This window comes from Vibrio nigripulchritudo (genome assembly GCF_027924785.1).
Taxonomy (GTDB): domain Bacteria; phylum Pseudomonadota; class Gammaproteobacteria; order Enterobacterales; family Vibrionaceae; genus Vibrio; species Vibrio nigripulchritudo.
This window is the reverse complement of record NZ_AP027049.1, coordinates 3,031,638-3,056,105: the sequence shown is the minus strand read 5'-3', so window position 1 is coordinate 3,056,105 and position 24,468 is coordinate 3,031,638. Positions and strand designations below refer to the sequence as shown.

18 protein-coding genes are annotated in these 24,468 nt (G+C 47.0%); 11 read left to right on the top strand and 7 right to left on the bottom strand.

The window, feature by feature from the left end; all coding sequences use genetic code 11:
* Window positions 1-88: 88 nt before the first annotated feature.
* Window positions 89-1,225: a sugar diacid recognition domain-containing protein gene (locus tag QMG91_RS14000; RefSeq protein WP_281827188.1), complete on the bottom strand. Its 1,137-nt coding sequence runs from the start codon at window positions 1,223-1,225 to the stop codon at window positions 89-91.
* 9 nt (window positions 1,226-1,234) lie between these two features.
* Window positions 1,235-1,789: a gamma-glutamylcyclotransferase family protein gene (locus QMG91_RS13995; RefSeq protein ID WP_022591721.1), complete on the bottom strand. Its 555-nt coding sequence runs from the start codon at window positions 1,787-1,789 to the stop codon at window positions 1,235-1,237.
* Window positions 1,790-2,840: 1,051 nt separating this feature from the next.
* Here QMG91_RS13995 and QMG91_RS13990 point away from each other — a divergent pair.
* The 6 genes from QMG91_RS13990 to QMG91_RS13965 all read left to right on the top strand — a co-directional run bounded on the left by QMG91_RS13990 (window position 2,841) and on the right by QMG91_RS13965 (window position 8,484).
* The gene (locus tag QMG91_RS13990; RefSeq protein ID WP_022591716.1) at window positions 2,841-3,287 is read left to right on the top strand and encodes a DUF4402 domain-containing protein; all 447 of its coding nucleotides are present in this window, start codon (window positions 2,841-2,843) and stop codon (window positions 3,285-3,287) included.
* 50 nt (window positions 3,288-3,337) lie between these two features.
* The gene (locus QMG91_RS13985; protein WP_004408666.1) at window positions 3,338-3,769 is read left to right on the top strand and encodes a DUF4402 domain-containing protein; all 432 of its coding nucleotides are present in this window, start codon (window positions 3,338-3,340) and stop codon (window positions 3,767-3,769) included.
* Window positions 3,766-4,470, top strand: coding sequence for a fimbrial biogenesis chaperone (locus QMG91_RS13980; protein ID WP_004408665.1), 705 nt, complete (start codon window positions 3,766-3,768; stop codon window positions 4,468-4,470). Before QMG91_RS13985 ends, QMG91_RS13980 begins: the two co-directional genes overlap by 4 nt.
* A gap of 15 nt (window positions 4,471-4,485) precedes the next feature.
* Window positions 4,486-6,963 carry a carboxypeptidase-like regulatory domain-containing protein gene (locus QMG91_RS13975; RefSeq protein ID WP_281827184.1) on the top strand — a complete coding sequence of 826 codons (2,478 nt, stop codon included), beginning with the start codon at window positions 4,486-4,488 and terminating at the stop codon, window positions 6,961-6,963.
* Window positions 6,964-7,051: 88 nt separating this feature from the next.
* Entirely contained in the window at window positions 7,052-7,741 is a 690-nt protein-coding gene (locus QMG91_RS13970) for an MOSC domain-containing protein (protein ID WP_281827182.1), read from the top strand.
* A gap of 86 nt (window positions 7,742-7,827) precedes the next feature.
* Window positions 7,828-8,484, top strand: coding sequence for a DsbA family oxidoreductase (locus QMG91_RS13965; RefSeq protein WP_281827180.1), 657 nt, complete (start codon window positions 7,828-7,830; stop codon window positions 8,482-8,484).
* On the opposite strand, the gene QMG91_RS13960 is transcribed toward QMG91_RS13965, so the two are convergent.
* Complete coding sequence (locus tag QMG91_RS13960) at window positions 8,481-8,672, bottom strand: YqaE/Pmp3 family membrane protein (RefSeq protein ID WP_004408661.1); 192 nt, start codon at window positions 8,670-8,672, stop codon at window positions 8,481-8,483. The genes QMG91_RS13965 and QMG91_RS13960 overlap by 4 nt on opposite strands.
* 161 nt (window positions 8,673-8,833) lie before the next feature.
* Between QMG91_RS13960 and QMG91_RS13955 the strand changes: the two genes are divergently transcribed.
* Window positions 8,834-10,009 (top strand): MalY/PatB family protein, encoded by a 1,176-nt coding sequence (locus QMG91_RS13955; RefSeq protein ID WP_281827178.1) that lies wholly within the window; start codon window positions 8,834-8,836, stop codon window positions 10,007-10,009.
* A gap of 62 nt (window positions 10,010-10,071) precedes the next feature.
* Here the strand turns inward: QMG91_RS13955 and dapD are convergent, their stop codons facing one another.
* The 3 genes from dapD to QMG91_RS13940 form a co-directional block, all read right to left on the bottom strand.
* A complete protein-coding gene (gene dapD / locus QMG91_RS13950; RefSeq protein ID WP_281827176.1) occupies window positions 10,072-11,103 on the bottom strand; it encodes a 2,3,4,5-tetrahydropyridine-2,6-dicarboxylate N-succinyltransferase in 1,032 nt (343 codons plus the stop codon).
* Between the two features lie 227 nt (window positions 11,104-11,330).
* Window positions 11,331-11,642, bottom strand: coding sequence for a YebG family protein (locus QMG91_RS13945; protein ID WP_022600582.1), 312 nt, complete (start codon window positions 11,640-11,642; stop codon window positions 11,331-11,333).
* A 102-nt stretch (window positions 11,643-11,744) separates the two neighbouring features.
* The gene (locus QMG91_RS13940; RefSeq protein WP_022549841.1) at window positions 11,745-12,629 is read right to left on the bottom strand and encodes a LysR substrate-binding domain-containing protein; all 885 of its coding nucleotides are present in this window, start codon (window positions 12,627-12,629) and stop codon (window positions 11,745-11,747) included.
* A gap of 101 nt (window positions 12,630-12,730) precedes the next feature.
* On the opposite strand from QMG91_RS13940, the gene QMG91_RS13935 reads away from it, so the two are divergent.
* Complete coding sequence (locus QMG91_RS13935) at window positions 12,731-13,705, top strand: TDT family transporter (RefSeq protein ID WP_022549842.1); 975 nt, start codon at window positions 12,731-12,733, stop codon at window positions 13,703-13,705.
* Between the two features lie 15 nt (window positions 13,706-13,720).
* Here the strand turns inward: QMG91_RS13935 and QMG91_RS13930 are convergent, their stop codons facing one another.
* Window positions 13,721-14,599, bottom strand: coding sequence for an O-methyltransferase (locus QMG91_RS13930; protein ID WP_281827173.1), 879 nt, complete (start codon window positions 14,597-14,599; stop codon window positions 13,721-13,723).
* A gap of 479 nt (window positions 14,600-15,078) precedes the next feature.
* Between QMG91_RS13930 and recC the strand changes: the two genes are divergently transcribed.
* The 3 genes from recC (at window position 15,079) to recD (ending at window position 24,461) form a co-directional block, all read left to right on the top strand.
* Complete coding sequence (gene recC / locus QMG91_RS13925) at window positions 15,079-18,540, top strand: exodeoxyribonuclease V subunit gamma (RefSeq protein WP_281827171.1); 3,462 nt, start codon at window positions 15,079-15,081, stop codon at window positions 18,538-18,540.
* Between the two features lie 235 nt (window positions 18,541-18,775).
* Window positions 18,776-22,405 (top strand): exodeoxyribonuclease V subunit beta, encoded by a 3,630-nt coding sequence (gene recB, locus QMG91_RS13920; protein ID WP_281827170.1) that lies wholly within the window; start codon window positions 18,776-18,778, stop codon window positions 22,403-22,405.
* On the top strand, window positions 22,392-24,461 hold the full coding sequence (recD, locus tag QMG91_RS13915) for an exodeoxyribonuclease V subunit alpha (protein ID WP_281827168.1): 2,070 nt from the start codon (window positions 22,392-22,394) through the stop codon (window positions 24,459-24,461). Before recB ends, recD begins: the two co-directional genes overlap by 14 nt.
* Window positions 24,462-24,468 lie beyond the last annotated feature (7 nt).

Below are 24,468 nucleotides of genomic sequence, written 5' to 3'. Positions count from 1 at the left end.
CAGTTTCTGAGCCAAATCCTTTAGACAGGAGTAACAAATTTTTTGGTGATTGAAAGGAAGGAATTTGTGCTAATGCACAAAGTTGGTGTTATTTCGTGATCTGGCTTGCAATATAAAGCTCGACCAGACCTGTGAAGTTTTTGGGAGAGATTCGGGTAATCTTTTCGATTTTATCTAGCCGATAACGTAGCGTGTTTCTATGGATGTATAAGGATTCGGCGCACAATTTCTGATTTCCCTGATGTTCAAATAATGCGTACAGCGTTTTCAGAAGTTGTCCGCTTTTGTCCTGTTCTTTTAGCTTAACGATTGATTTACATAATTGGTCACCTTGCCAAAAATGACCAAGAGGAGACAACAAGACAGGTAAGCGCATCTCTTCAAACAGATACTTATTGTGCTCTGGATGATGTTTCTGACCAAACTGCAAAACTTGTCTGGCGCTCTGATACGACAGGTGAATGTCTTCGACATTCGGGAAGTATTCACCCAATGCAATGTCCAGTTCCTGAATGCCCTGTTTATGTAGCCTGTCCAACAGAATGTCGATACGTACACTTTCCTGCTGGCTGTCCCATTTACCGTGTCGATTATGGCTGGGTTTCAATACGACGATTTCACGCATTGAAGTTACGGCTACCAAGTTGTCGCGTTTCGGGTATTCAAGCAGTTCAACGATCTGGCGTGTCTGACTCAAGCTGAGGGGCGCACTGTTGGCATGGAGTTCGATGACGACGGCGACTCTTGGCATATCCAGATCGATGTCTAAACGCGCTGCCCAGTCTTTAAGTTCGGCTATTGGCACAGAATTGGTGATCCAGGCGGAGATAAATTCTTCTTTATGTCTGCGATCCCATTGAAGCTGTTCAATCAGAGCAGCCTGATCAACGATCATTTCTGCCGTCATCTTCACCAGAGACGCGTAATTGCGGATGGAGTCAGGATCCCCAGTGATGCCTACTACTCCAATCACTTCATGCTGGCTTTTCATCAGCATATTAATGCCGGGCTTGGCTCCTTTGAGCGACTGGCAGCTTTGTTGAGTAATTTCGACTGTGTCGCCATGTTTTAAAGCCAGCAAAGCACCATCATGGGTCTGACCTATACGATGAGGATCACCACTGCCAATAATGACGCCCGCCTGGTTCATCACATTGATGTTGTTACCAATGATCGCCATAGTGCGGTCGACAATTTGCTGGGCCAGTTGCTGCTCTAAAATCATGACGTTTACCTAATTACGAACCGACGCAATAAGATCGTCAATCAGGGAAAGATGGTGCGCTTTTACACCCGCTATTCTGCCGTATTTAGGCTGGTGGCGATCATTTTCAAGAGGGTGATGCCAGCCAAGTGTCGACTGAACAAAACGTTCAGCAAACTGAGAAGAGATAGACAAGCAACCTGCCAGAACCGTGTCGACATAGCTTTGCATGATAGGAGCATTGACACAGGGGGAAGCCGTTTCGTCTTTCACATACATCCAGACGTCGGCACTGGCATCAATAGCCGTATCAGATTCAATCTGGGAAACGGCAACCTTGATACGATGGTAGCCTGCTTCTCGTTTGTCGAACTCCAGTAGCTCCTGGTCATCAATCTCAATCAGAACACCGTTAACCGATCCCTTACCGCTGGTCACCACTAACGGTGAAATTTGATAACTGCCATCCACTTTGCTCCAATGGCGATCAAATCCATTCACAATCGCAGGAAAAGCATCGCCCGTTTGCCCTGTTAGCTTACGAGATTCCGGATTAATCAAACTGCCGTATCCGAATATGTACATAGGTCAGGTCATTCCATTTCATTTAACTGCTCATCAAAACATAAGTATTTCATGAACTCCGGTATTCGTCGAATCCGAACTTTAAGCCTCTTCCGTGAAGGTTAGGAAGCTCTGCGGACGATAGGATTAAACAGATCGACACGTCATATTGAAAGATTTCCTAATAAGCTCAACCTGTTAAGTGTGACAGAAATGCTTAATTTTCGAAAAATTCGGAAGTTTCACAATCAAAAGTGACTGAAGTGTAGAGTTCTAGTTTTTTGAAACCAAAAACCAAGTGAGTTAAATGGGGACTTCTTGTTGAGGTGTATTCAGGATTTTAATGTACTTTAACCCCTGCTCTGTAATGGCTTGTGAGCTGATTAAGATAATGTTGTATTTATTTGATTGATACAATTCTATGATGAGGTAAAAAATAAATTTAATGGACTAAATGCAATTTCTATTTATATCTTGGAGTTAGACTCTTTGAATTTTGCGAGCCATGTCTTTATTAATATATTTATTTGATAAAATATATTAGGAGTAATTTCTTTTCTCTATGGTTCAAAGTGGAGTTTTTATTTTTAAAGCTAATATCTCTTTTGTTCGATGGTTATGCGTAGAGTCTTATAAACTAATACTAAAGTTTACTTTTTCATTCTTTTTTAATTCCTTGGATAATTCACTTCGTTTCAAATAGTAGAATTGTTACTAAATGTTTTATTGATATTCATACATTTGTAATTATGTGGATAGTTATTCTCGATCTGTCTCTCTTTGTAGTGAATTCTGCTTTTTATGGTACTTTGTCTCTATCTAATTGATTGATATTTATGGTGTAATTTTTAATATGCAACATGTTCTTTATGGTAGAAACACTATTTATATTGATCGAGTTGTACGTATTTTTGAACTGCCTCACAAATATTAGTGACAAAAATAAAAATATTATGAAATTATTTATTAGTTGATCTTTAAATACGCCTGATACTTTTCTGGTTTTCAGTAGTACAAAAAAGTATTAATAAAAATAAGGTTATTTAATATAAATGGACTTGGGGTATTTAAAATGAAATCCATGAAGAAGCTTGCGCTAATTTCTTTAGCTGCAGTAGCACCTGGTGTAATGGCCGCATCTGACACTTTTACTTCCAGTATTGTTGTACTGGAGCCAGTTTCTATTTCTAAAACTGCGGACTTAGATTTTGGTTCAATCTTTACTGATGCAACCACAAACGTCACTGTTGCTACGACAGACGCAGGCGCTGCAGCGTTCACAATTAACGGTCAAACCGGAAGTGTGGTTGATGTGACTGTTGATGCGACTGCGCTAATGGCTGATGGAAGTGGTAACGACATCGCAGTGAACAGTATTGCGGTAGACAACGCGACACCAACGCTAACAGGTGGTACTGCGACAGTGAAAATTGGTGGTGTGGCAGATATCGCCAGTGAAACTACTCTGGTAGCTGGTACCTACAACGGTACGGTGAACATCACGGTAGCTTACCAATAAGATACCGATCTTGGGCGGCTTTATGCCGCCTTCTTTCTCACATCAATCTTATGCCGCGCGTGATTTGGGGCATCCTTCTGTATCTTGGGATGGCGAAGTTTGCTATTGCATCCCTGGCAATTACACAGTTGGAGCCAATGGTTTTTGAACCCACAGTTGGTGGTGCTAAAACCGTTGTGTATTTACAACCAACAACGTCAACTAACGGCGTGTTTCTTTTCCGTATTTCTGGCGATCCGAATAAAAAAATACAGGTCAGAGTCGATGGAAAAGATTTTAAAATGCTGAATGGGCAAACTGGTAAAACGGTGGTTGTTAAGCGTTTTAAATATGGATGTGGGCTGAATAAGAAAGGTCGAATTCGGCTTGATGGACAAGGGCAGTCCGGAGTGCTTTGTATTGGCGCAAGAGCGGTTGTGAAATCCAGTTCGCAATCGGGGCATTTTTCGGTCGTGGTCCCAATTACAGTGAAGTATTTATGAAGTTTCTTTCCTTGTTATTTGTTTGCCTGCTCGGATTTAGCCACCTGAGTTATGCGCAGTTAAAAATTGCACCTACCCGAATCGTCGCTCAAGGTGAGCAGGCGTCTACCCATAAGCTATTCATAGAAAACACCACATCTGATCCTATGCGCGTTAAAGTGTCGGTTGTTTACCGTTCGGCTCTTGCCGGGAACGACAAATCAAAAACGCGATTAGAACAAGATATCGAAGTTCAGGAAGATTTAAGCAAGTTTGTTAAGGTTTCTCCGCCGATCATTGGCAACCTGAAACCAAACCAGAGAAGAACCGTCAGGGTCAGAATTCAGGGGCTTCCCGCTGAGTATGAAGAAGGGGAATACCGCACCTACCTGCTATTTCAACCCATTCCGCTAAAAGATGACAAAATCCTTGATGATGGAAACGCTCAAGGTATGACCATGAATCTGGACTTCATCATCAACACCATGATTCCTGTATACGCTCAAAAAGGTGCGGTGGAGCACAGCGTGCGTCTGGATTGTAAGCCCAATGCAGTTCGAGTGTTTAATGAAGGAAACTATCAACTGAAAGGCAAACTGGTTGCTGGGAATCAGGTACAGAACGTATTTCTGGTTCGAGACTCCTCTCTGGAAAAACCAGTCACTCATTCTAAAGGCGCGCAGTTTGTTGTGGACGACCAAATCATAGGCTCCTGCAACTAATCTGACTCGCGCTTGATGATGATTTTTCGTCATGCCCTGTTTCTCTTTTTTGCCTGCACATGTGTGTGGGCAAATTGCGTTTTTGCGCAAGAAGAAAATGACGAAGTTTTTGAAGCGTACGTTGAGCTTTTTATGCCGTTTGAGCACGACAGTTTCTATCGTGTCATGCAAAACGTCAGTGAGGAACCTTACTTAGAACTGGAAACCTTCGCCAAGCAGTGGCTGCAACTTGAAGGAGGCTGTCGTAACCAGATATGCCTGTTTTACCAGCCTAAGGACGTTAAAGAACAGCACAAACCTTATCGTCTGGATTTGAAACAAAAACAGTGCACGCTGCCAGATAACAATAGTGACCTGACCATAGACCTTGTCTACTCCGAAGAAAAAGCCTGGCTGCACTGGAGCTCCTTTGTGGATTGCTTTCCGGTTACGATTCTTTGGAATCTCGACAGATACAGCCTGAAGGTCAAACTTCACTACAGTACCTATCAGGAACTGGAGAAAAAGCTGGCGCAGCGACGTGCCATAGCCAAACAAAAAGCGGACGAACTTGAAGCTCAGAAAGCGCAGCCCCGGATATTGCCCAGCTCAGTAACCAGTGCATCGGCGAGAGTAAAAGGTCGAGCTGAATACTTCTCTGATGCTAACCCAGAGTACAGCGTTCGAACTGATGCCTATCTTGTTCATCAAGACGCTAGCTTTGAAGTTTCTTACGATACTCAGACGCCAGACGAAGTGGATTTCTACCAACTCGAAATCAGCCCATTTCCGCTAGGGTATCAGTTTCAAATGGGGCACGTGGTGCTCGATTCTGGGCTCGCAAGCAACAGCGATACCTACGAAGATGGCATCTATTACTCCAGGCTCAAACCAAAAACTCAGTCGGGCAGTCTGGTGATTGAAGAGCAGACCTTGCCGAATACTTTCGTCGACGTGTATGTGAACGACGTGTATCGCGGAACGGTAAAGTCTGATGCCTCTGGTCGCTACAGCATTTCTGATTTTCCTTTGTCAGCCGGTGATCAGGTGGAACTGCATGAAATGGTGCGTTCCGGTGTGGTGGAGCGTAAATCCATAAAAGTCGCTGATATTGATGAAACCTTGCTGAATCAGGGGCAGTGGAACTTAGAATTTGGCGCATCACTGACCGATGATAAAACCGGAAAAGGTCAAATTAGTTATGGCTTAACCGATTCCCTGACCGCTGTGGGTAGCTTGTATAAAGGTGAAACAGAAAATTCTGGTGGCTTTGGAATGCGCTGGCTGCCGGTGCACTTTCTGTCAATTGAGTTTGAATGGTTACCCAGACAATCCATTGCGCCTCTGACGCTTGAGATGGCAGTTGGAGAAAGCCATAAGCTGGAAGCCGATATCAACCATATCGATATGCTGGGTGAAGACCCGTTAAAGCGAGAACACAATGTCCGATACCGTTATCTCGGCAGTCCCATCAGCTTCAACCTGGATGCCAATTACGATGAGTATGAACTGACGGTGATTCCACAGCTTCGCGCTCAAACCGCTTCTTCACAGTTCTTAACCCTAGAACTCAAAAATCGCAGAACCCCTGTCCTGATTCGCGACGAGCTTTCGCTGAAATACGCCATCCATACTCACGACTACGGCTCAGTCAATCTCAGCTCTATTTTTGCCGATGAAGCTAGTCCAAGGTACAGGGTCGGTTATCGTTATTTATGTTCTAACTGCTTTTTCTCTGGTTGGTGGCAAACACTTCAAAGCACCTACAGTGCTCAAGCGACATGGACGAATCAGAAACTAGGATATTCCGGTAATGCGAGGTGGGAGTTCAGCCAGAACTGGTCTGGAGAAGTGGCATTTACTGATGAAAGCATTTCGGTTGCACTCGAAACCAAATGGGGTGGACGAGTAATCGCTGATGACGAGGCTACAAAAACATCCCAACTTCCATGGGAAGAATTTATTTATGCTGAACTAACAGGAAGGGTACTGGACAACCATGACCAGCCTGTTCCCAATGTGAAGCTCAAGGTCAATAACAAACGCGCTACCACAGATTCAGAAGGGTATTTCAGATTTACCCACGTCGGTTATGGAGAGGACTTGCAATTGCATGTGGATGAATCGAGCTTAGACCTCAACTTAAAGCCCGAAGAGAATCCCATCTATTTTCATGCGGAGAAGGGTGGCAAGACGCACATAGAAGTGCGGGTAAATAAAAGCTTTGGTGTTGATGGGATTGTGACGGCGCCTGATAGTTTTGCTGGCTGGCATCTGAATTTTTTTCATGAAGAAAGCGGCAAATCCTATTCCGCCAGAGTAGAACAAGATGGATTCTACTTTATTGAAGATCTGGTTCCCGGAGACTACCGAATTGTGTTGGAAGATAACGAAATCGAAATTGAAAACCGGGTTCGTATTCTCAGTGAAGAGTGGATCAGCGGGCTGAATTTTGTCGTCTATAAACTTCATAAACGTGCCAAGCCTGTCCTTCAGGTTGTGTATCAACCTTAAATTAACATGTTGTACTTTATAAAAATTTTATTGAACTGATGAGTTACTGTTAAAGTAACGCTCCCACCTTTTCAAATGGAGTCGTTCAATGAAAAAGATAGGAACTGTCGAGTCTGTTCTATCCGGTAAAACCCAGCCTTATTCCAGAGGGGCAGTCAGCGCCATTGACAAAAAAATACAGTCCGGTCGCCTGTACGCAAACTCGCTTGGTTTCACGAACGATGAACAAGGGGATCCTCGCTTCCACGGCGGCATTGAAAAAGCGCTGCACATGTACCCTTCCGAGCATTACCCGAAATGGTGTGAAGAACTTGGAAATAAGCCCATTTTTGAACAGGTTGGTGCTTTTGGTGAAAACCTCAGTTCCACTGGTATCAGTGAATCCCAAATTTGCATTGGGGACAGAATAAAAATTGGTTCTACCTTGCTGGAAGTGTCTCAGGGAAGAATGCCTTGCTGGAAACTCAATGATCGTTGTGAAGAGCCAGATATGGCACTTCGCCTGCAAATGACTATGCGCACAGGCTGGTATTTCCGAGTTATCGAGGAAGGTGAAATTGGAGCAGGGGATGACATTCTCCTGATTGAGCGACCGCATCCTGACTTTAGCCTCGCGCGCATTATGGGTGCAGTGTACAGAGGCATTCTTGATAAGAAAGAGCTGGAGTCTCTGATTGAAGTACCACTGGTAGATTCATGGCGTGCGCTGATTGAAAAACGCATCGAAACCGGCACAGTAGAAAACTGGGCATTTCGGTTGTTTGGCTCTCGATCATAACTTTGTACTTGTTTAGTACCAAAGCGGGATAAATTCAATAAGTTGGGTTACAGTAAGTTGGTACGAGTTAAATTGGAGAGCCACGGATGAGTAAGCAACAACTTAGGATTGATTTGGTCTCGGATGTGTCCTGTCCGTGGTGCATTGTAGGCTATAAAAGACTAGAGCTTGCGATGGCGCAGGTTGCGGACACTATTGATGTTGATGTGCACTGGCATCCGTTTGAGTTGAATCTCGATCTCCACCAAGGTGGTGTGAACTTACGTGATTACCTAATGAAACGTTACGGCACCACAGCAGATCAAAGTGTACAGGTGAGAGACAATCTGACTAAGCTTGGCAAGGAAGTGGGGTTTGATTTTCATTTTTCTGACGACATGAATGTCTACAACACCCGAGATGCGCATAAGCTGGTTGCCTGGGCAGCGGAGTCTGGTAAACAGACCGAGATGAAACTGGCTCTGTTTCAAGCGTACTTCTCAGAAAATAAAGCCATTGAAGATCATGATGTGTTGGCAGAAGCAGCGAAAAATGCCGGATTAGATCCAGTCGAAGCCAAGCAAGTTGCGGCTTCAGAGCATTGGAATAAAGTCGTGGAAGATGACGAGGTGCACTGGTTATCGCTTGGGGTTCACGCCGTGCCAGCATTAGTGGTGAATCAACAACACCTAATCAGTGGGGCGCAGCCTGTCGATGTTTTGGTAGAGGCAATGAAAGACATTGCCTCTGAAGTGCAGGTTTAACTGTCGCTCATTGCGTCTTTTATCTTTTGGTCCGTTTTGTATTGGCTCAAAGCATATACTGACCAAATTGCTGCTGGGATCCAGCCAACGAGAGTAATTTGAAGGATCAGGCAGATGATTCCGCTAAATGGTCTGCCAATGGTGAAAAACTGCAACCAAGGCAGCAGTAAAGCTAAAAGTAAACGCATATTGATTTCCGTTATTTATCTAGTTCATTTCCCCAAATTGCCTGATTAAAGTAACAATCCGGCAGTGTAGGTATAACTTTATTATTGCGTCAGCAATTCGATTTAAAAAGTCTTAAGGGTGAGATTTCTTTAAGACCCTAGCTCAATACAAAGGAATGTTCATGTCTTCTCTGTTTGATCAGCAACATCAGCGAATCGGAACGGGCGCCATCAAGTGGGACGCTAACCTTCAGAAATTCGGAGTGGATGATGAAGACGCCATTCCGATGTGGGTGTCGGATTATGATTTCGCTATCCCGCCTACCGTTGCCAATGCTTTGCAGCAAAGAGTCGAACATGGTGTTTTCGGGTATACCCAAATCCCTTCGAGTTACTTTGCCGCAATCAAAGAATGGTATGCGTCGCAGCATGAACTCGAACTGAATACGGATTGGATATCCCCAATCAGTGGCGTCATGCCCGGCGTAGCTTTAATCATCGAGTTAATTACCGAGGCGAGTGACAAAATCGCTGTTCAGTCGCCAGGATACGGTAAGTTCAACTTCGCAGTTCAGATGGCGGGCAGACAAGTTGAAGAAGTACGCTTAAAACACAACGCAGGCAAATATGACTTAGATTTGGAAGCGCTTGAGGGGAGTTTCAGAAATGGCTGTAAGGCGTTTATCCTCTGTAATCCTCATAACCCTGTCGGACGAATCTGGACAGAACAGGAAGTGCGTTCCATTGCCAGTTTATGCCATCAATATGATGTCTGGCTGATCAGCGATGAAATATGGATAGATCTTGCACTGCCCAATCAACGCTGTTGGAGTGCTTTGAATCTGGAAGAATCCTTCCATTCCAGGTTAATTGTGGCATCGGCGGCAACCAAGACCTTTGGTTTGGCGTCACTACGCATCGCCAATATGTTGATTCCCAACCCTCAGGTTCGTGCAGCATTTGAGAAGATGAAAGCCACGCGTTTTCTCGATCTGTTTGATGCTATGGCGATCACATCCACACAGAGTGCCTATTCGACAGGCTTGAATTGGTTAGAAGAGCTGAAAGCCTATATTCAGGGTAACTTCGACTATTTAGATAGGTTCCTAAAAGAGCATTTACCTCAGCTTCAAATGACGACTCCTCAATCTGGCTATCTGGCTTGGATAGACTGTCGGAATTTGAATTTAAGCGATGACGAGCTCAGAAATCGATTCATTGAAATCGGAGTGCTGCCTTCCGTCGGGACAGAGTTCGGAGAGGGGGGAAGTGGGTATGTTCGTCTCAATTTAGGGTGCCCGAGAGACAGGGTAAAACAAGCCTGTGAAAGATTAACGCGACTTATTGGCCCGAGCTAAGGTTAGACAATAAAAAAGACCAGCGCTGTGCTGGTCTTTTCGATCTTGGGTTGCAAACTGAATCAGTTGTTGCTGTGAAGCTCGCTGTTTAGTTCAACAGCAGTTTTGTTGGTCAGACACTCGATTTGACCTGTTACTGAGTTGCGGCGGAACAGCAAATCAGGTTTGCCCGCTAGGTCACGTGCTTTCACGATTTCAACTTCATTACCTTCTGAGTCCAGCATGCGTACTTTTGAACCTGCAGTTACGTAAAGACCAGATTCAACCGTACAACGGTCACCTAGAGGGAAGCCAAGACCTGCGTTTGCACCAAGTAGCGAGTTCTCGCCGATAGAGACAACCACAGTACCACCGCCAGAAAGCGTACCCATGATAGACGCACCGCCACCGATGTCAGAGCCGTTGCCTACAACAACACCAGCAGAAATACGACCTTCTACCATGCTCACGCCATCTGTACCCGCGTTGAAGTTGATGAAGCCTTCGTGCATAACGGTTGTGCCTTCACCCACATGTGCACCCAGACGAACGCGAGATGTATCCGCGATACGAACACCAGCCGGCACCACGTAGTCCACCATTTTAGGGAACTTGTCTACGCAATCGACAGACAGGTTACGACCAGCAAGGCGCGCTTCGATTTGACGGTCAGCTAGTTCAGGAAGATCGATAGGTCCTTCGTTAGTCCATGCGATGTTGTGAAGCAGACCAAAGATGCCGTCTAGTACGGTACCGTGTGGCTTTACCAGACGGTTAGAGATAAGTTGCAGTTTCAGGAAGCCTTCTGCAACGGAACTTGGTTTTTCGTCAGTGGCAAGAATCACCAAAACAAGTGGTTGCTCAGACTCTGCCGCTTTGGCTGCGAAAGACGCATTGGCAGCATCGCCGTTCGCTTCAAATGCTTTTGCTAGTTCAGCGCTTTGAGCTGCCGAGATTTCAATCGCCTGGTTGCCTTGCTCGTAACCTGCAACGCCCGCTACTGCAGCTACAAGTGCGTCGCTTGGATTCAATACAGGATTAGGGAAAAAGGCTTCAATAATTTTGCCATCACGGTTTTTGGTAGCCGTACCAAATGCCAGAGAAAAAGTTGCCATGAGTGAAATCTCCTTGGTTAAATTTCTTGCTGTCCGGATTTCCAAAACCGAACAGAAACTTGTTAAGAGGCATCCTACGCACCCAGCTCATGAGATGAAAGAGGCAAAAGCCGGATAGTCTGCCAAACGATATATGCTGTCCGATGAGAGATATAATATCGCTAAAAAGAAAATAGCCAGCGATGGGCTGGCTATTTGCGTGATGAATTTCTCATTGTGTCGGAAGGCTAAGCTGCGTCTTCTTCAGAGCCGGCTTCATCTTCTTTAGGGTTTTCAACCGCTTTTGGCTTTTTAGGTGCTGCCGCTTTACGCTTTTTAGCACCCAGAGCATAAAGGACTTCTTCCTTATTCTTCGCCAAGTAAAGAGACAGCTCTTCCTGCTTCTCTTCGTCTTCAATCAGGTTGCTGCCGGCCAGAAGGCTGAATAGCTCATCTGCCATATCCAACATTTTGTCATAAGCGTCAGCTTCAGCTTTAGAGGTAAAAGTCATCTTTTCTTCTCCGTTGCGCTCCACCACGTACTTGACGATTACAGCCATGGTTATCCTCTTTTAAACTTTAGATTTGATCTACTGGTTGTTTATACAGATTGTTTGCTCAAGTGTCCAGTCGGTAAGGTCGGAGTGAGAGCTAATTAACCCTTATGCCTGCCAGCGAGAACAAAACTCTAAGAAGGTTTTGAGTAACGGGCTCTGGTACTTTTCTTTATGGAGCAGAATCCAGAATTTACGCTGGAAATCGATAGGTAAATCCAGAGTCACAACCCGCCCATCATCGATAGCGTACTGAGCCGATCGGCGAGACAGACAAGCCAGCCCCAGGTTGGCGACCGTACAATTGATGATGGCTTCTGTGGTGTTAAGTTGAAACGCTTCCTGCCAGTATTCCAGTCTTGGGGCGATTCTCTGGGTGAAAAATTCCCGGCTACCTGATCCCGACTCCCGAAGCAGCCATTGGGTATATTCCAAATCACGAACACCCAAATTGTCCTTTTTGGCTAACTCATGATTCGGGCTGGCAATGATGCACATTTCATCCAGACACCACGGTTGAGTGATGAGCTGAGGGTGCTGGGTTTTACCTTCAATTAAGCCGATATCAAGTTCGTAATCTGCGAGCTTTTCACAGATGGATGCGGTATTGGAGATAAACAGAGACTGGTGGTTATGATTGGTCAATGAGCGAAAGCCGCTCAGCAAAAACGGGGCAACCTGATTGCCGATGGTGTCACTGGCACCAATATGCAGTTCGCCGTGAAGAGGTTGGTCGCTCTGAAACAGTTCATCAATGTCGTTTGCTCGGTGCAGTATCTCATCGGCGAGAGGCAGCAGACGTTTCCCTTCTCTGTTAAGAATCAAACGGTTATTAACTCTGTCAAAGAGCCCATGCCCAACTTGTTTTTCCAGTTCTCCAAGGGACATGCTGACAGCGGCTTTTGAAAGGTAAAGTTGTTGCGCAGCGGCAGTTATGGTTTTTTCCTGCGTAATGGCGACAAAAACTCTAAGCTGTTTCAATGATATATTCATGTGTTCAGTTTTACTTAACCTTGGTTTAAATATATTCAGATATTATTAAATGCTTGGCAAGTCTATTATGTTGCTATTGAGTTAAATAGAGATAAGCAGCCATGATCAAAAAAGTGACCACCAAAAGTGCTCTTGCTCCGACACCTATGGCCGGGCTTGCTTTAGGGATCGCCAGTTTAGGTTGGAGTTGGGAGAATGTCGCACCGCTTGACGGTATGGGGCAAATCACTGGCGCTGTGATTGCGGGTGTGTTGCTTATCGTTTTGACCATCAAATTTATGGCTCATGGTCACCTTCTCAAACAAGACATGGCGCATCCGGTTGTGGGCAGCGTATTGCCAACGTTTGCTATGGCGCTAATGGTGATTTCACACAGTTTTGGACAGTGGAACCGCGGTTTTGGTGATGCAGTCTGGATGATGGCGGTGTTAATTCACGTCTCTTTTCTGGTCAGCTTTATCTATCACCGAAGCAGCGACTTTCAGCTTAGCCACATGGTACCAAGCTGGTTTGTTCCCCCTGTTGGTCTGATTGTGGCGGATGTTTCTTTTTCAGGCACGCCTGAATTGGCGTACATTGCCGATGGAATTCTGAATTTTGGTCTGGTGACCTATGCCATCCTGCTGCCAACCATGATCTATCGCTTAGTATTTTGTGAAAGTGTACCTGATGCCGCGAAGCCTACCATCGCCATTATGGCTGCACCGGCCAGCCTTTCCCTTGCAGGGTACTTAACGGTAACTCAGGATCCATCGCCTGTACTGGTTGCGTTACTTTTCGGTATTGCCATTCTTATGACGGTGGTTATCTATGCCGCGTTTTTCCACCTGTTAAGGTTGCCGTTCAGCCCTGCTTACGCTGCTTTTACCTTTCCCATGGTGATTGGGGCAACCGCACTGTTCAAAATGGCTGACTGGCTGGAAAGTATCTCCGTAGCGCAGCAATACGTTGAACAGGTGCGTTACCTGGCGATATTTGAGCTGCTGGTGGCGAGTGCCGTAGTGTTCTACGTGAGCTGGTGTTACGCCAGACATGTACTGCCCACCATTATTATGGGCAGCAAAGTGACGAACTAATCGAATCCCGCTTTTTTATAGCGGGATTCTTATTTTTTCCTTTCCCGAGATTCTGTCGCTAACCAACGCAATGCCTATTTCGTGCAAGTCAATCGACACGGCAACACGTGGATCGTTCTCTATCTTATCCCAAGCGTTTCGCATCCCCGATGACCAGTTGATGTCATCAAACACCACCATGGCTTCATCAGAAAGATAGGGGATCGCAATATTGAAGTACCGAATCACAGCGTCGTGGTCGTGGTGCCCGTCATTAAAAAGAAAATCCACCTGTTTGGCATCACCCAGAACGGCTTCAAGCGTTGTGTGAAAAGGTCCAGTGATAACCGAAGTATTGTCGAGATCCATCTGGTTTAAAGTCTGGCGGGCTATCTCAGCCACTTCCGGTGAGCCTTCAAGCGTTACTAACATGCCTTGGTTGTTTAACCTAAGGGCTGTGGCTTGATAGCTGGCGGATATGCCGACACAGGAGCCCAGTTCAACACATCGGATAGGGTGCAGGTTTTGAATCAACTTGAACAAGAAAGAACACCAGAACTCAGGCTTACTTGAACGGCAGACTTTATTGATGGTCGATGACGACTTCACCCCCTTGTCCATTTCTTCGAGGCTACGTCGATCTGAAGGGCGACCCGCGCCATAGTCAACGACTACGATTTCGGAATGCATATTGAGCAGAGTGTTTCTCCTCTGTTCAATTCTACCCATCAATTCACACTCCTGTTCTGAAGCAACATCGTGTAATGCATCGTGAAGAGCATTTCCAACGGCTTGGACAGAAGTCAGTTTGTGAGATGTGAGGTACTGGAGCGACGATTTTGCACGATAGCGCTTCACCTGATGAACTGGGTATTTCATCCATTTTTTAACGGCTCTTGCCACTTGATTTGGCATATCTTACCTTTTTCTTTTTACAACAATGCCTACCCATAGTTTGCAGCAAATGAGCAAGTGCAGTAGGCATAAAAAATACAAGGTATGCGCAACACAAGTAGAGGTAATAAACCCAGTTCCAACCTAATCTGGATTTACATTAAAATTGCAGCGCATACTTTCGGCAGATCTCCTCCCAACCATGTTCTAAACTTCACCATGCTTCCATTAGAAGTCAAACTGAGCCACGTCATAAAAATGCAAAATCTCATCCATCAGAAAAGCACATCGATTTTGCGTCTGATGATGTGGAAATGGTCGAAAAATTGAGCTGTTTTTTATATTCCATAAGTTTGGCAATACTCTAGTTTCATAGCGGCTTGTGATCATAAAATGTGCGACGGCAGACAGGAATACGCCTGAGCGACGTTTTCAGTTCTACGACAACAAACCTGTATGCTAATCTAGGCACTAATATCCACACCGCCGACGGACTCTTTGTGTTTACTGTCTACCATTCCAACCAGATTGAATTGCTTAAATCCTTGCTGGTTGAGCTCATAAAACTTTCCCCATTAGAAAACCCATTTGAAGCAGAACAAATCCTGGTACAAAGCCCGGGTATGTCCCAATGGCTGAAAATGGAACTGGCTAAAGAGTTTGGTGTAGCAGCAAACATCGATTTTCCTCTGCCAGCGACTTTCATTTGGGAATGCTTCACGCATGTGTTGCCAGACGTGCCTTCGCGCAGTGCGTTTAACAAAGAAGCCATGACGTGGAAATTGATGGACATTCTTCCAACTCTGCTCGATGAGCCCGATTTCTCGGCGCTGAACCGTTATCTGGAAGGGGATGAAGACCACGCTAAGCTTTTCCAGCTTTCGGAAAAGATTGCCGACATTTTTGACGGCTATTTAGTGTATCGACCAGAGTGGATTGCCACATGGGAGTCCGGTGAAGCGATCTCCGAGATTGGTGAAGAGCACCCGTGGCAGCCGATTTTATGGCAAGCGCTGTACGACAAAACCGTATCGCTGGGTCAGTCACCGTATCACCGGGCGAACCTCTACGAGCACTTTATCGACGCTCTGGCACACACAACACCAAATTTGGATGAGCTGCCAAAGCGCCTGTTTGTATTTGGTATTTCATCACTGCCACCTCGCTATATGGACGCGCTCAAAGCACTTGGCGAGCACATTGATGTCCACCTGATGTTCACTAACCCATGCCGATACTACTGGGGAGAAGTGCGAGACAGAAAGTACCTCGCCAAGTTGGCGGCTCGCCATCGTAAACACGTGGAGTGGAAACAAGACCATTCAGAAGCACATGGTGTATCAGAGCAGCTCAAAGGCGACGTTGATGATAATGTGATTGATGAACTGCACACCGACGTGGTGGGCAACAGTTTATTGGCTTCGATGGGAAAACTAGGGCGAGACAACATGTATTTACTGTCTCAGCTAGAAGCCCATGAAGTGGAAGCCTTTGTCGATGTAGACCGCGACAGCATTCTGCATCAGCTTCAGGCAGACATTCTTAACTTAGAAGAACATCAGAAAGACGACGAGTTAGAGACCAGCGAGCACAAGCAAGTGGTTCAGCTAGGGGATAAGTCTCTGTCTGTACACGCCTGCCATAGCCCGATGCGCGAAGTGGAAGTGTTGCACGACCAACTGCTCGCGATGTTCGATGCCGATCCTAACCTCAAACCTCGCGACATCATTGTTATGGTGGCGGACATCAATGCGTACAGCCCAGCCATTCAGGCAGTGTTTGGTAACGCGCCGGGTGAACGTTTCATTCCCTATTCGATTTCCGACCGAACCGCGCAGGAAGAAAGCCCGGTACTCAATGCCTTCATGCAATTGATGCTGTTGCCAGACAGCCGATTCCAAGCCTCTGAAATGCTGGAACTGCTTGAAGTACCAGCCATTATGGCGCGTTTCGGGATAAACGAAGACCAGTTTGAGCGCGCCAAAATCTGGATTGAAGAAATTGGCGTTCGCTGGGGGTTGGACGAGCAAACCGCTGGGCAGTTTGAGCTGCCTCAACTGAATCAAAACACTTGGCTTTTTGGGATTCAGAGAATGCTCTTGGGCTACGCCATGCCAGAGAGTGCGGGTCTGTTTGAAGGGGAGCGCACCATCGCCGCCTACAATGAAGTTCAGGGGATGGATGCCGAATTGGCTGGGAAGCTCGCGCATTATGTTGATACCCTTAATCAATTCCAGCGTCAGCTTAATGCCACACAAAGCGCGCAGGACTGGTATCGCATCATTAGCGACATGTTAGGCGCCTTCTTTAGCGTAGAGCTGGAAGGGGAAATGGCACTGAAATCGATTCGGGATACGATGTCGCAGTTGCTTGAGCAGCTGAGCGATGCCAGCTACCAAGAGACGCTGTCACATACGGTATTGCAGCAATACCTGCACAACAAACTGTCGGGCACCCGAGTCAGCCAGCGCTTTCTGGCTGGGCAAGTGAACTTCTGTACCCTGATGCCGATGCGTTCTATTCCATTTAAGTTGGTGTGTCTGCTTGGCATGAACGATGGGGCTTACCCGCGCTCTATGCCGCCGGAAGGTTTCGACTTGATGAACAACCGAGCGAGACCGGGTGACCGTTCCCGCCGTGACGACGATCGTTATCTGTTCCTCGAAGCCTTACTGTCTGCGCAGCAGTCTTTGTACATCAGCTATGTTGGGCGATCCATTCAGGACAACACAGAAAAAGTGCCTTCTGTGCTGGTTTCTGAGTTGCTCGAATACTGCCATCAGAATTACTGTCTTGAAGACGATCTGTCTCTTGGGGTGGATGCCTCAGGCGACAAACTTTTGGACTCTCTCATTCATATTCACCCCATGGTGCCGTTCAGCCCAGATGCATTTAGCGGAGAAGACAAAAGTTACGCCAAAGAATGGCTGCCCAGTGTAAACCGCCTCGGTGCAAGATCTGGGGCGTTTGAGCAGCCATTGGACGATTACCTCGCTGAAATGACGGCGCCTTATCAGTTGGATCTTGTTGAGCTCCAACGTTTCTGGCGTCTGCCTGTTCAGTACTTCTTCAATCGTCGTTTGAAAGTTTTCTTTGAACCACCAATGGCAACAATGGAAAACGATGAACCGTTTACCTTGGGAGGATTGCAGAGCTACAAGATGCGCGATGAACTGGTCGATACTTTGCTCCAATGCCGTTTAAACGGTGAGCCAGAAGAGCCCGTATTGCATCGCTATATGGAGCAGCAACGCGCCAAAGGTTTACTGCCAGTGGGAGCGTTTGGCGAGCTCGAATTTGCCGCCAATCGGGAACAAACCGACGCTATGGTCAATGTGCTTTACCCGTTAACCGGAAAGCCGTTAGAAGACAGCGAAGTTCGCCTTGAACTGAGTGTAGAGGGAGAACCTTGTGAACTTACAGGCTGGCTAACTCAGCGCTATCAGTCTGGCTTACTTCGTTATCGTAGCGGAAAAATTCGTGCACAGGACTGGTTAGCTGCCTGGATTGATCACCTTTGTCTGGCAGCAATGGGGCAAAGCAGCAGAACTCACCTCATTGGCTATGACAAAAAAGAGGGCGTGGTGCACTGGGTCATCTCACCGCTGGCAGGCTCAATTGAAGACAATGCCAGCCAAGCCAAGATGATGCTTCAAGAGTTAGTAAGGCTGTTTTATCAAGGGATGAATCAGCCGCTGGCTTACTTCCCCAAAACCGCATTGGCAGGTATTCAGGCATGCATCAATAAAGCGGGCGAGTGGGTTGATGATGAAGAAGCTGCGTTCAAGAAAATGGCTGATGCTTTTAATGATGGCTACTTGTTCCCAGGTGAAGGTTCAGACCGATACATACAACGCATCTGGTCTTCATGGGATGATGATCTAGGAAAAGCGATCCGGTTAAATGCGAGTTTAGTATTACAAGCCGCAGTATTAGCCACGCATGATGCGGAAGAAGGGTAAAACAGAAAAGAGAAAGTGTAGGGTGGTCGCCAGCAAATCGTTGTAATTTGTAGGGTGTTCGCTGTGCGACCACAGGGTCAGAGGTGACCACTAATTCTGTGGAGGGGATAGTACCCATGCGCTCTAGGCTTATCCGTGAGGAAGATCTCACCCTGTTTTATTTTGATCTTTAAAAGCAACTTATTGCTACAAAACAAGTGTTCGATCACAAATTATTAGGCGGAATCGACGAATTATGACTCATCAATCTGATACCCACTTGCAGCAAGCGATGGTTTTATCACCGATGGACTTCCCATTACACGGAGCGAGGCTCATTGAGGCCTCTGCGGGAACCGGTAAAACTTTCACCATTGCAGGTTTGTATCTTCGTTTACTTCTTGGTCATGGCAATGGTGCTACTTCACACCCTTGTCCGTTAACCGTCGATCAAATTCTGGTAGTGACTTTTACCGAGGCGGCAACTGCTGAGCTTCGAGATCGTATTCGTGCGCGTATCCATGATGCACGTCTGGCGTTTTCCCGAGCGGATGCGTCGCCAGAAAATCGCAGCAGTGATCCGGTGATCGCCCCTTTGTTGGATGCCATTTCTGATCACAAAGAAGCCGCTAAGATCCTGCTTCAAGCCGAACGCCAGATGGACGAAGCCGCCATCTATACGATTCATGGCTTTTGCCAACGCATGCTGACTCAAAATGCCTTTGAATCTGGTAGCCGTTTTAACAACGAGTTCGTGACCGATGAAACACAACTGAAAGCGCAGGTGGTAGCGGATTATTGGCGAAGACAGTTCTACCCATTACCGATTCAACTGGCAGCGGAAATCTGCAAAATCTGGGCATCCCCTGCTGCGCTGCTTGCCGATGTCTCTCGATATCTGACTGGTGCGAACATTGAGCTTACTGTTGCCCCTTTGTCGACCAATATTGCCGATCTCCATCAGCAGAATCTGGTCAGAATTGATGAGCTCAAAGCGAAGTGGGTTGAATCCCAAGCGGATTTCCATGACCTGATCGCCAATTCCGACATCAACAAACGCAGCTACACCAAAAAGTCACTGCCCACCTGGCTTGAGCAGGTGAATGCCTGGGCAGCGAGCCCAACGGTCGATTACGCCTTTCCAGACAAATTGGAGCGATTTAGCCAAGCAGCGTTGAACGAGAAAACTCCGAAAGGGACGCCACCCTGCCATCCCGTTTTTGACACTGTAGAGGCGTTTATTACTAATTCGGTTTCGCTGCGAGACCCTATTCTGGCGCATGCGATTTCAGAATGTCGCGTATTGCTCGCCAAAGCCAAGCAAAGAAAGAATTGGCTATCTTTCGATGACTTACTGACTCAACTTTCTGCCGCACTGGATTTAGATGAAGAGGATCTATTGGCTGAGCGCATTCGCTCGCTGTATCCCGTCGCCATGATCGACGAGTTTCAGGATACCGATCCGCTGCAATACAAGATCTTCAGCCGGATATATGTCGGGCAGCCAGAGAAAGGGCTCTTTATGATTGGAGACCCGAAGCAGGCGATCTACGGGTTTCGCGGTGCAGACATTTTCACTTACATCAAAGCCCGAAATGAAGTGACCGACCACTACACCTTGGACACCAACTGGCGTTCGAGCGCCGACGTGGTGACGTCGGTCAACCGGTTGTTTGAGTTTTGTGATGCCCCGTTTTTGTATGACGACGACATCCCTTTCCGATCAGTAAATTTCAGCCCCAAAGCACAAAGCAGCCATTGGGTTTTACATGGCAACCAACAAAAAGCGGTCACGTTCTGGCTTCATGAAGATGAAGCATGCAAACCAGTGACCAAAGGGGATTACCTGTCGGTCATGTCGGAGGCAACCGCCAGCCAGATTCAGACGGTGTTAACTGCATCCGATAACCAGCAAGCGTGGTTTGAAAAAGACGGACAGTCGCATCCAGTGCAGGCAGGCGATATTGCCGTATTGGTGAGAACTGGCGCAGAAGGTCGGCGAATCAAAGAGGCTCTGGCAAAACAAGGCATTGCTAGTGTGTATCTGTCGAACCGTGACAGCGTGTTTGACAGCCATGTCGCCGCCGACGTTCAGCGGCTACTGCAAGCCGTTCTGACTCCTGAGCAGGATAAAGCGCTGCGAGCGTGTTTGGCGTCGGCGTTGTTTGCGATGAATGCCCGAGAGTTGGACGCGCTGAATAACGACGAAATGCTGTGGGAAAACACGGTGAACGAGTTTCGGGAATACCGTAAGCTGTGGCAACAGCGCGGTGTCATGCCCATGATTCGCTCCGTGATGGCAAAGCGAGCCATTGCCGAGAGGCTACTGGAAGAAGACGAAGGTGAGCGAGTGATCACCGATTTGCTGCACATTGGTGAGTTGTTGCAGCAGGCGAGTTTGTCTTTGGAAAGTGATCATGGATTATTGCGTTGGCTATCGGACACCATCAGCGATGTGCAATCTGGTTTGACGGGTGGTAGCGATGAGCAGATTCAACGCCTCGAATCAGAAAGAAATCTGGTGCAAATCGTCACCATTCATAAATCCAAAGGTCTGGAATACGACTTGGTTTTCCTGCCATTTGTGAGCAGCTATCGCGAAGCCAGTGAAGGCAAGTATTACGATGCAGAACAGGATAAAACCGTCCTCGATATTACCAATAATTCAGACGCCATTGCTCTGGCAGACAAAGAGCGTTTAGCAGAAGATCTTCGTCTTATCTACGTAGCCCTGACCCGCGCCGTCTATGGCTGCTTTATTGGCATGACACCGATACGCAAAGGGCGAGCCACCAAAGGACCATCGGGCTTACATCTGAGCGCGATGGGGCATTTGGTGCAAAATGGCGAGGCTAAATTACCCGAAGAGCTGGCATCTTGTCTGTCACAAGTGGTGACGGGATTTGACTGCATGGATATAGTGACGCCGCCTGAACTTCCAGGTTCTGGCTATTCAGCAGCAGCTAAGGAAACGCAAGCGCTCACCGCGAATGAACTGCAACAGCAGATTGACCGATTCTGGCGTATCAGCAGTTATTCTGGGTTAGTGAAGCAATCCGGCCACGGTTCACACGATGCGAGTTTCGAAGTGGCGGGCTTTGATATTGACTCATTTGCGGAAGAAGACGAACACCTGTTAGAAGAGCAGGAGCGCAGTATTTTTAATTTCCCACGTGGTGCTAAACCCGGTACGTTTTTACACACCTTGTTTGAAGAAGTGGTGTTCAACGAACCAGCAGACGGTGACACTAACCGAGAAATCATTTCGAAGCTAATAGAGCTGGAGCAACTGGAACCCGAATGGCAGCCGGTGTTGGAGCACCTAGTCGATACAGTGTTGAATACGCCTTTGGATGGGGAATCGCTTCGCCTTTCCAGCAAGCTACCAAGCCAGTTGTTGGTGGAAATGGAATTTCTGTTGCCGATTGATGTATTGATCGCTCCTTCATTTAATCAGCTGGCGCACCAACACGATGCTTTATCTAAACAAGCAGGAGAATTGGGCTTTCATACCTTAAAAGGCATGCTCAAAGGCTTCATTGATTTGGTGTTTGAGCATCAGGGTAAATACTACGTATTGGACTGGAAATCGAACCACCTTGGGGATACCGTCGCTGACTATCACGGCGAAAACCTCAATAATGCCATGGCTGATCATCGCTACGATTTGCAGTACCAGATCTACGCACTGGCTCTGCACCGCTTCTTGAAAAGCCGCCTTGCCAACTACGACTACGATCAGCATTTTGGTGGGGTCTATTACCTATTCCTCCGTGGTGTTGACGGGCAATCCGAACACGGCATATTTTCTGCCAAGCCGACTCAAACTTTCTTAGAACAATTCGACAAGCTTATCGACGGAGAAGCGATAGATGCAGATGCTTAAATTATTACAACAACTGACCGAGCAAGGCATCGTAAGGCAATTGGATTATCAGTTTGCTCAGTTTATTGCGTCCCAGCAGCCAGACAATGGTGAGAACATCCCTTTTCTGGCTGGGTTGGTCAGCGCTGAGTTAGGCAAAGGGCACATCTGTATTCCAATGGACAAAGTCGATTTGGTGACCTGTTTGGGGCTGTATGGTGAGCAAGCGGAAGCCCTTCGCAACCAGTTTTCGGGTATTGACTGGCAGTCTGAATTGCTTGCTTCTTCTTTGGTGGGAAAATCGGGTGAGGCGAAACCGTTAATCCTTGATGGCGCGAATCTGTATTTGCATCGCTATTGGCACTATGAGACCTCGCTTAGCCAGACATTAAAAAAACTGATGAGCCCGATCCCGCTTTCTAACGATCAAATCAATCGCTTGAAAACCACTTTAGATCATCTGTTTGCGCGCAGTTACCACTACCTATTCAGTGCCGTGACAAAAGCCGATCAAAGTTCGCAGGTACAGAGGCAACAATGGGTGTGCGATCATTTGGATGTGGTGGATTCCAATTCCTTAAATTGGGAAGCGATAGATAAGGTAATTACCCAAGCGAATAAGGTTACCGACTTGGAAGCTCTGAATGATTTGGTGCCTCAGTCGGCATGCTTGAACTGGCAGAAAGTGGCAGCAGCGGTGGCATTGACCCGTCGCTTTGCGGTGATTTCAGGTGGACCGGGTACTGGTAAAACTACAACAGTGACTAAACTTTTGGCGGCGTTGGTTCAGCAAGGTTCAGATATTGGTGAAGTGCCCACCATAAAACTGGTTGCGCCAACCGGAAAGGCGGCGGCTCGTTTGACTGAATCGACTGGTAAAGCGGTTGATGCCCTGCCGGTCGAACCAGAAATCCGAGCGCGAATTCCTACCGAGTCCAGCACCATTCATCGCTTGCTGGGGGCAATTCCAGGGCGCGCAGAATTTCGTCATCACAGTGAGAACCCTCTTCATTTGGATATTCTGGTGGTCGATGAAGCCTCGATGGTCGACCTATCCATGATGCATAAATTGGTGCAAGCTTTGCCACCGCAGGCAAGATTGATTCTGCTAGGCGATAAAGACCAGCTCGCATCGGTAGAGGCAGGGGCAGTTCTGGGCGACATCTGTGATTTCAGTGATCAACATATGAGCGCGACTCAAAGCCAGCAGATATCGGCACTGACCGGTTTTTCGGCGATAGCAAAACACGTATCCACTCAAGCCCCTGCGATTGTCGATTGCTTGTGTATGCTGCAAAAAAGCTATCGATTCGATGCTCGTTCGGGCATTGGGCAACTGGCGAAAGCCATAAATTCGGGGCAGTCGATCCAGGTTGAAAAAGTGTGGAACCAAGGGTTTGAAGACATCGCGCATCATGACTTGGATAAAGCAGCCTACCAAACGATGTTAAATATGGCTGCCAAGGGTTACGACAATTATCTCCAAGCTGTCACAAGACCGTTGAACCACGATGAAACGCCTTCGTTGAAAGCCAGACAGGTTTTGAAGCTGTTTTCCCAATGTCGATTGCTTTGCGCGATACGTGAAGGGGATTTTGGTGTGGCAGGGTTAAATACACGCATTGAACAGCTCTTGAGAAAGAAGGGAAAATTGCCCGCCACTGATGAGCTTTGGTATCCCGGACGCCCAGTTATGGTGACTCGGAATGATCACAGCTTAGGGCTGTATAACGGTGACATCGGCGTGTGTATGTTGGACGAATCGGAAGAAACGCCAAGGCTAAGGGTATATTTTGAGTTACCGGATGGCACGGTGAAAGGCGTACTTCCAAGCCGAGTTCCCGAACACGAAACCGCCTATGCAATGACGATTCACAAATCTCAGGGAAGTGAGTTCGAGCATACAATCATGGTGTTACCACCCAATTACAGCCCAATTCTTACCCGCGAGTTGATTTATACCGGAATTACGCGTGCTAAGAAGCAGTTAGATCTGTTTGGTGATCGCGCGGTAATGAGTCGTGGAGTGAAAGTAAAAACGTTGAGAGCGAGCGGGTTAGCGAGTCGACTGGGTTAGGTATGTG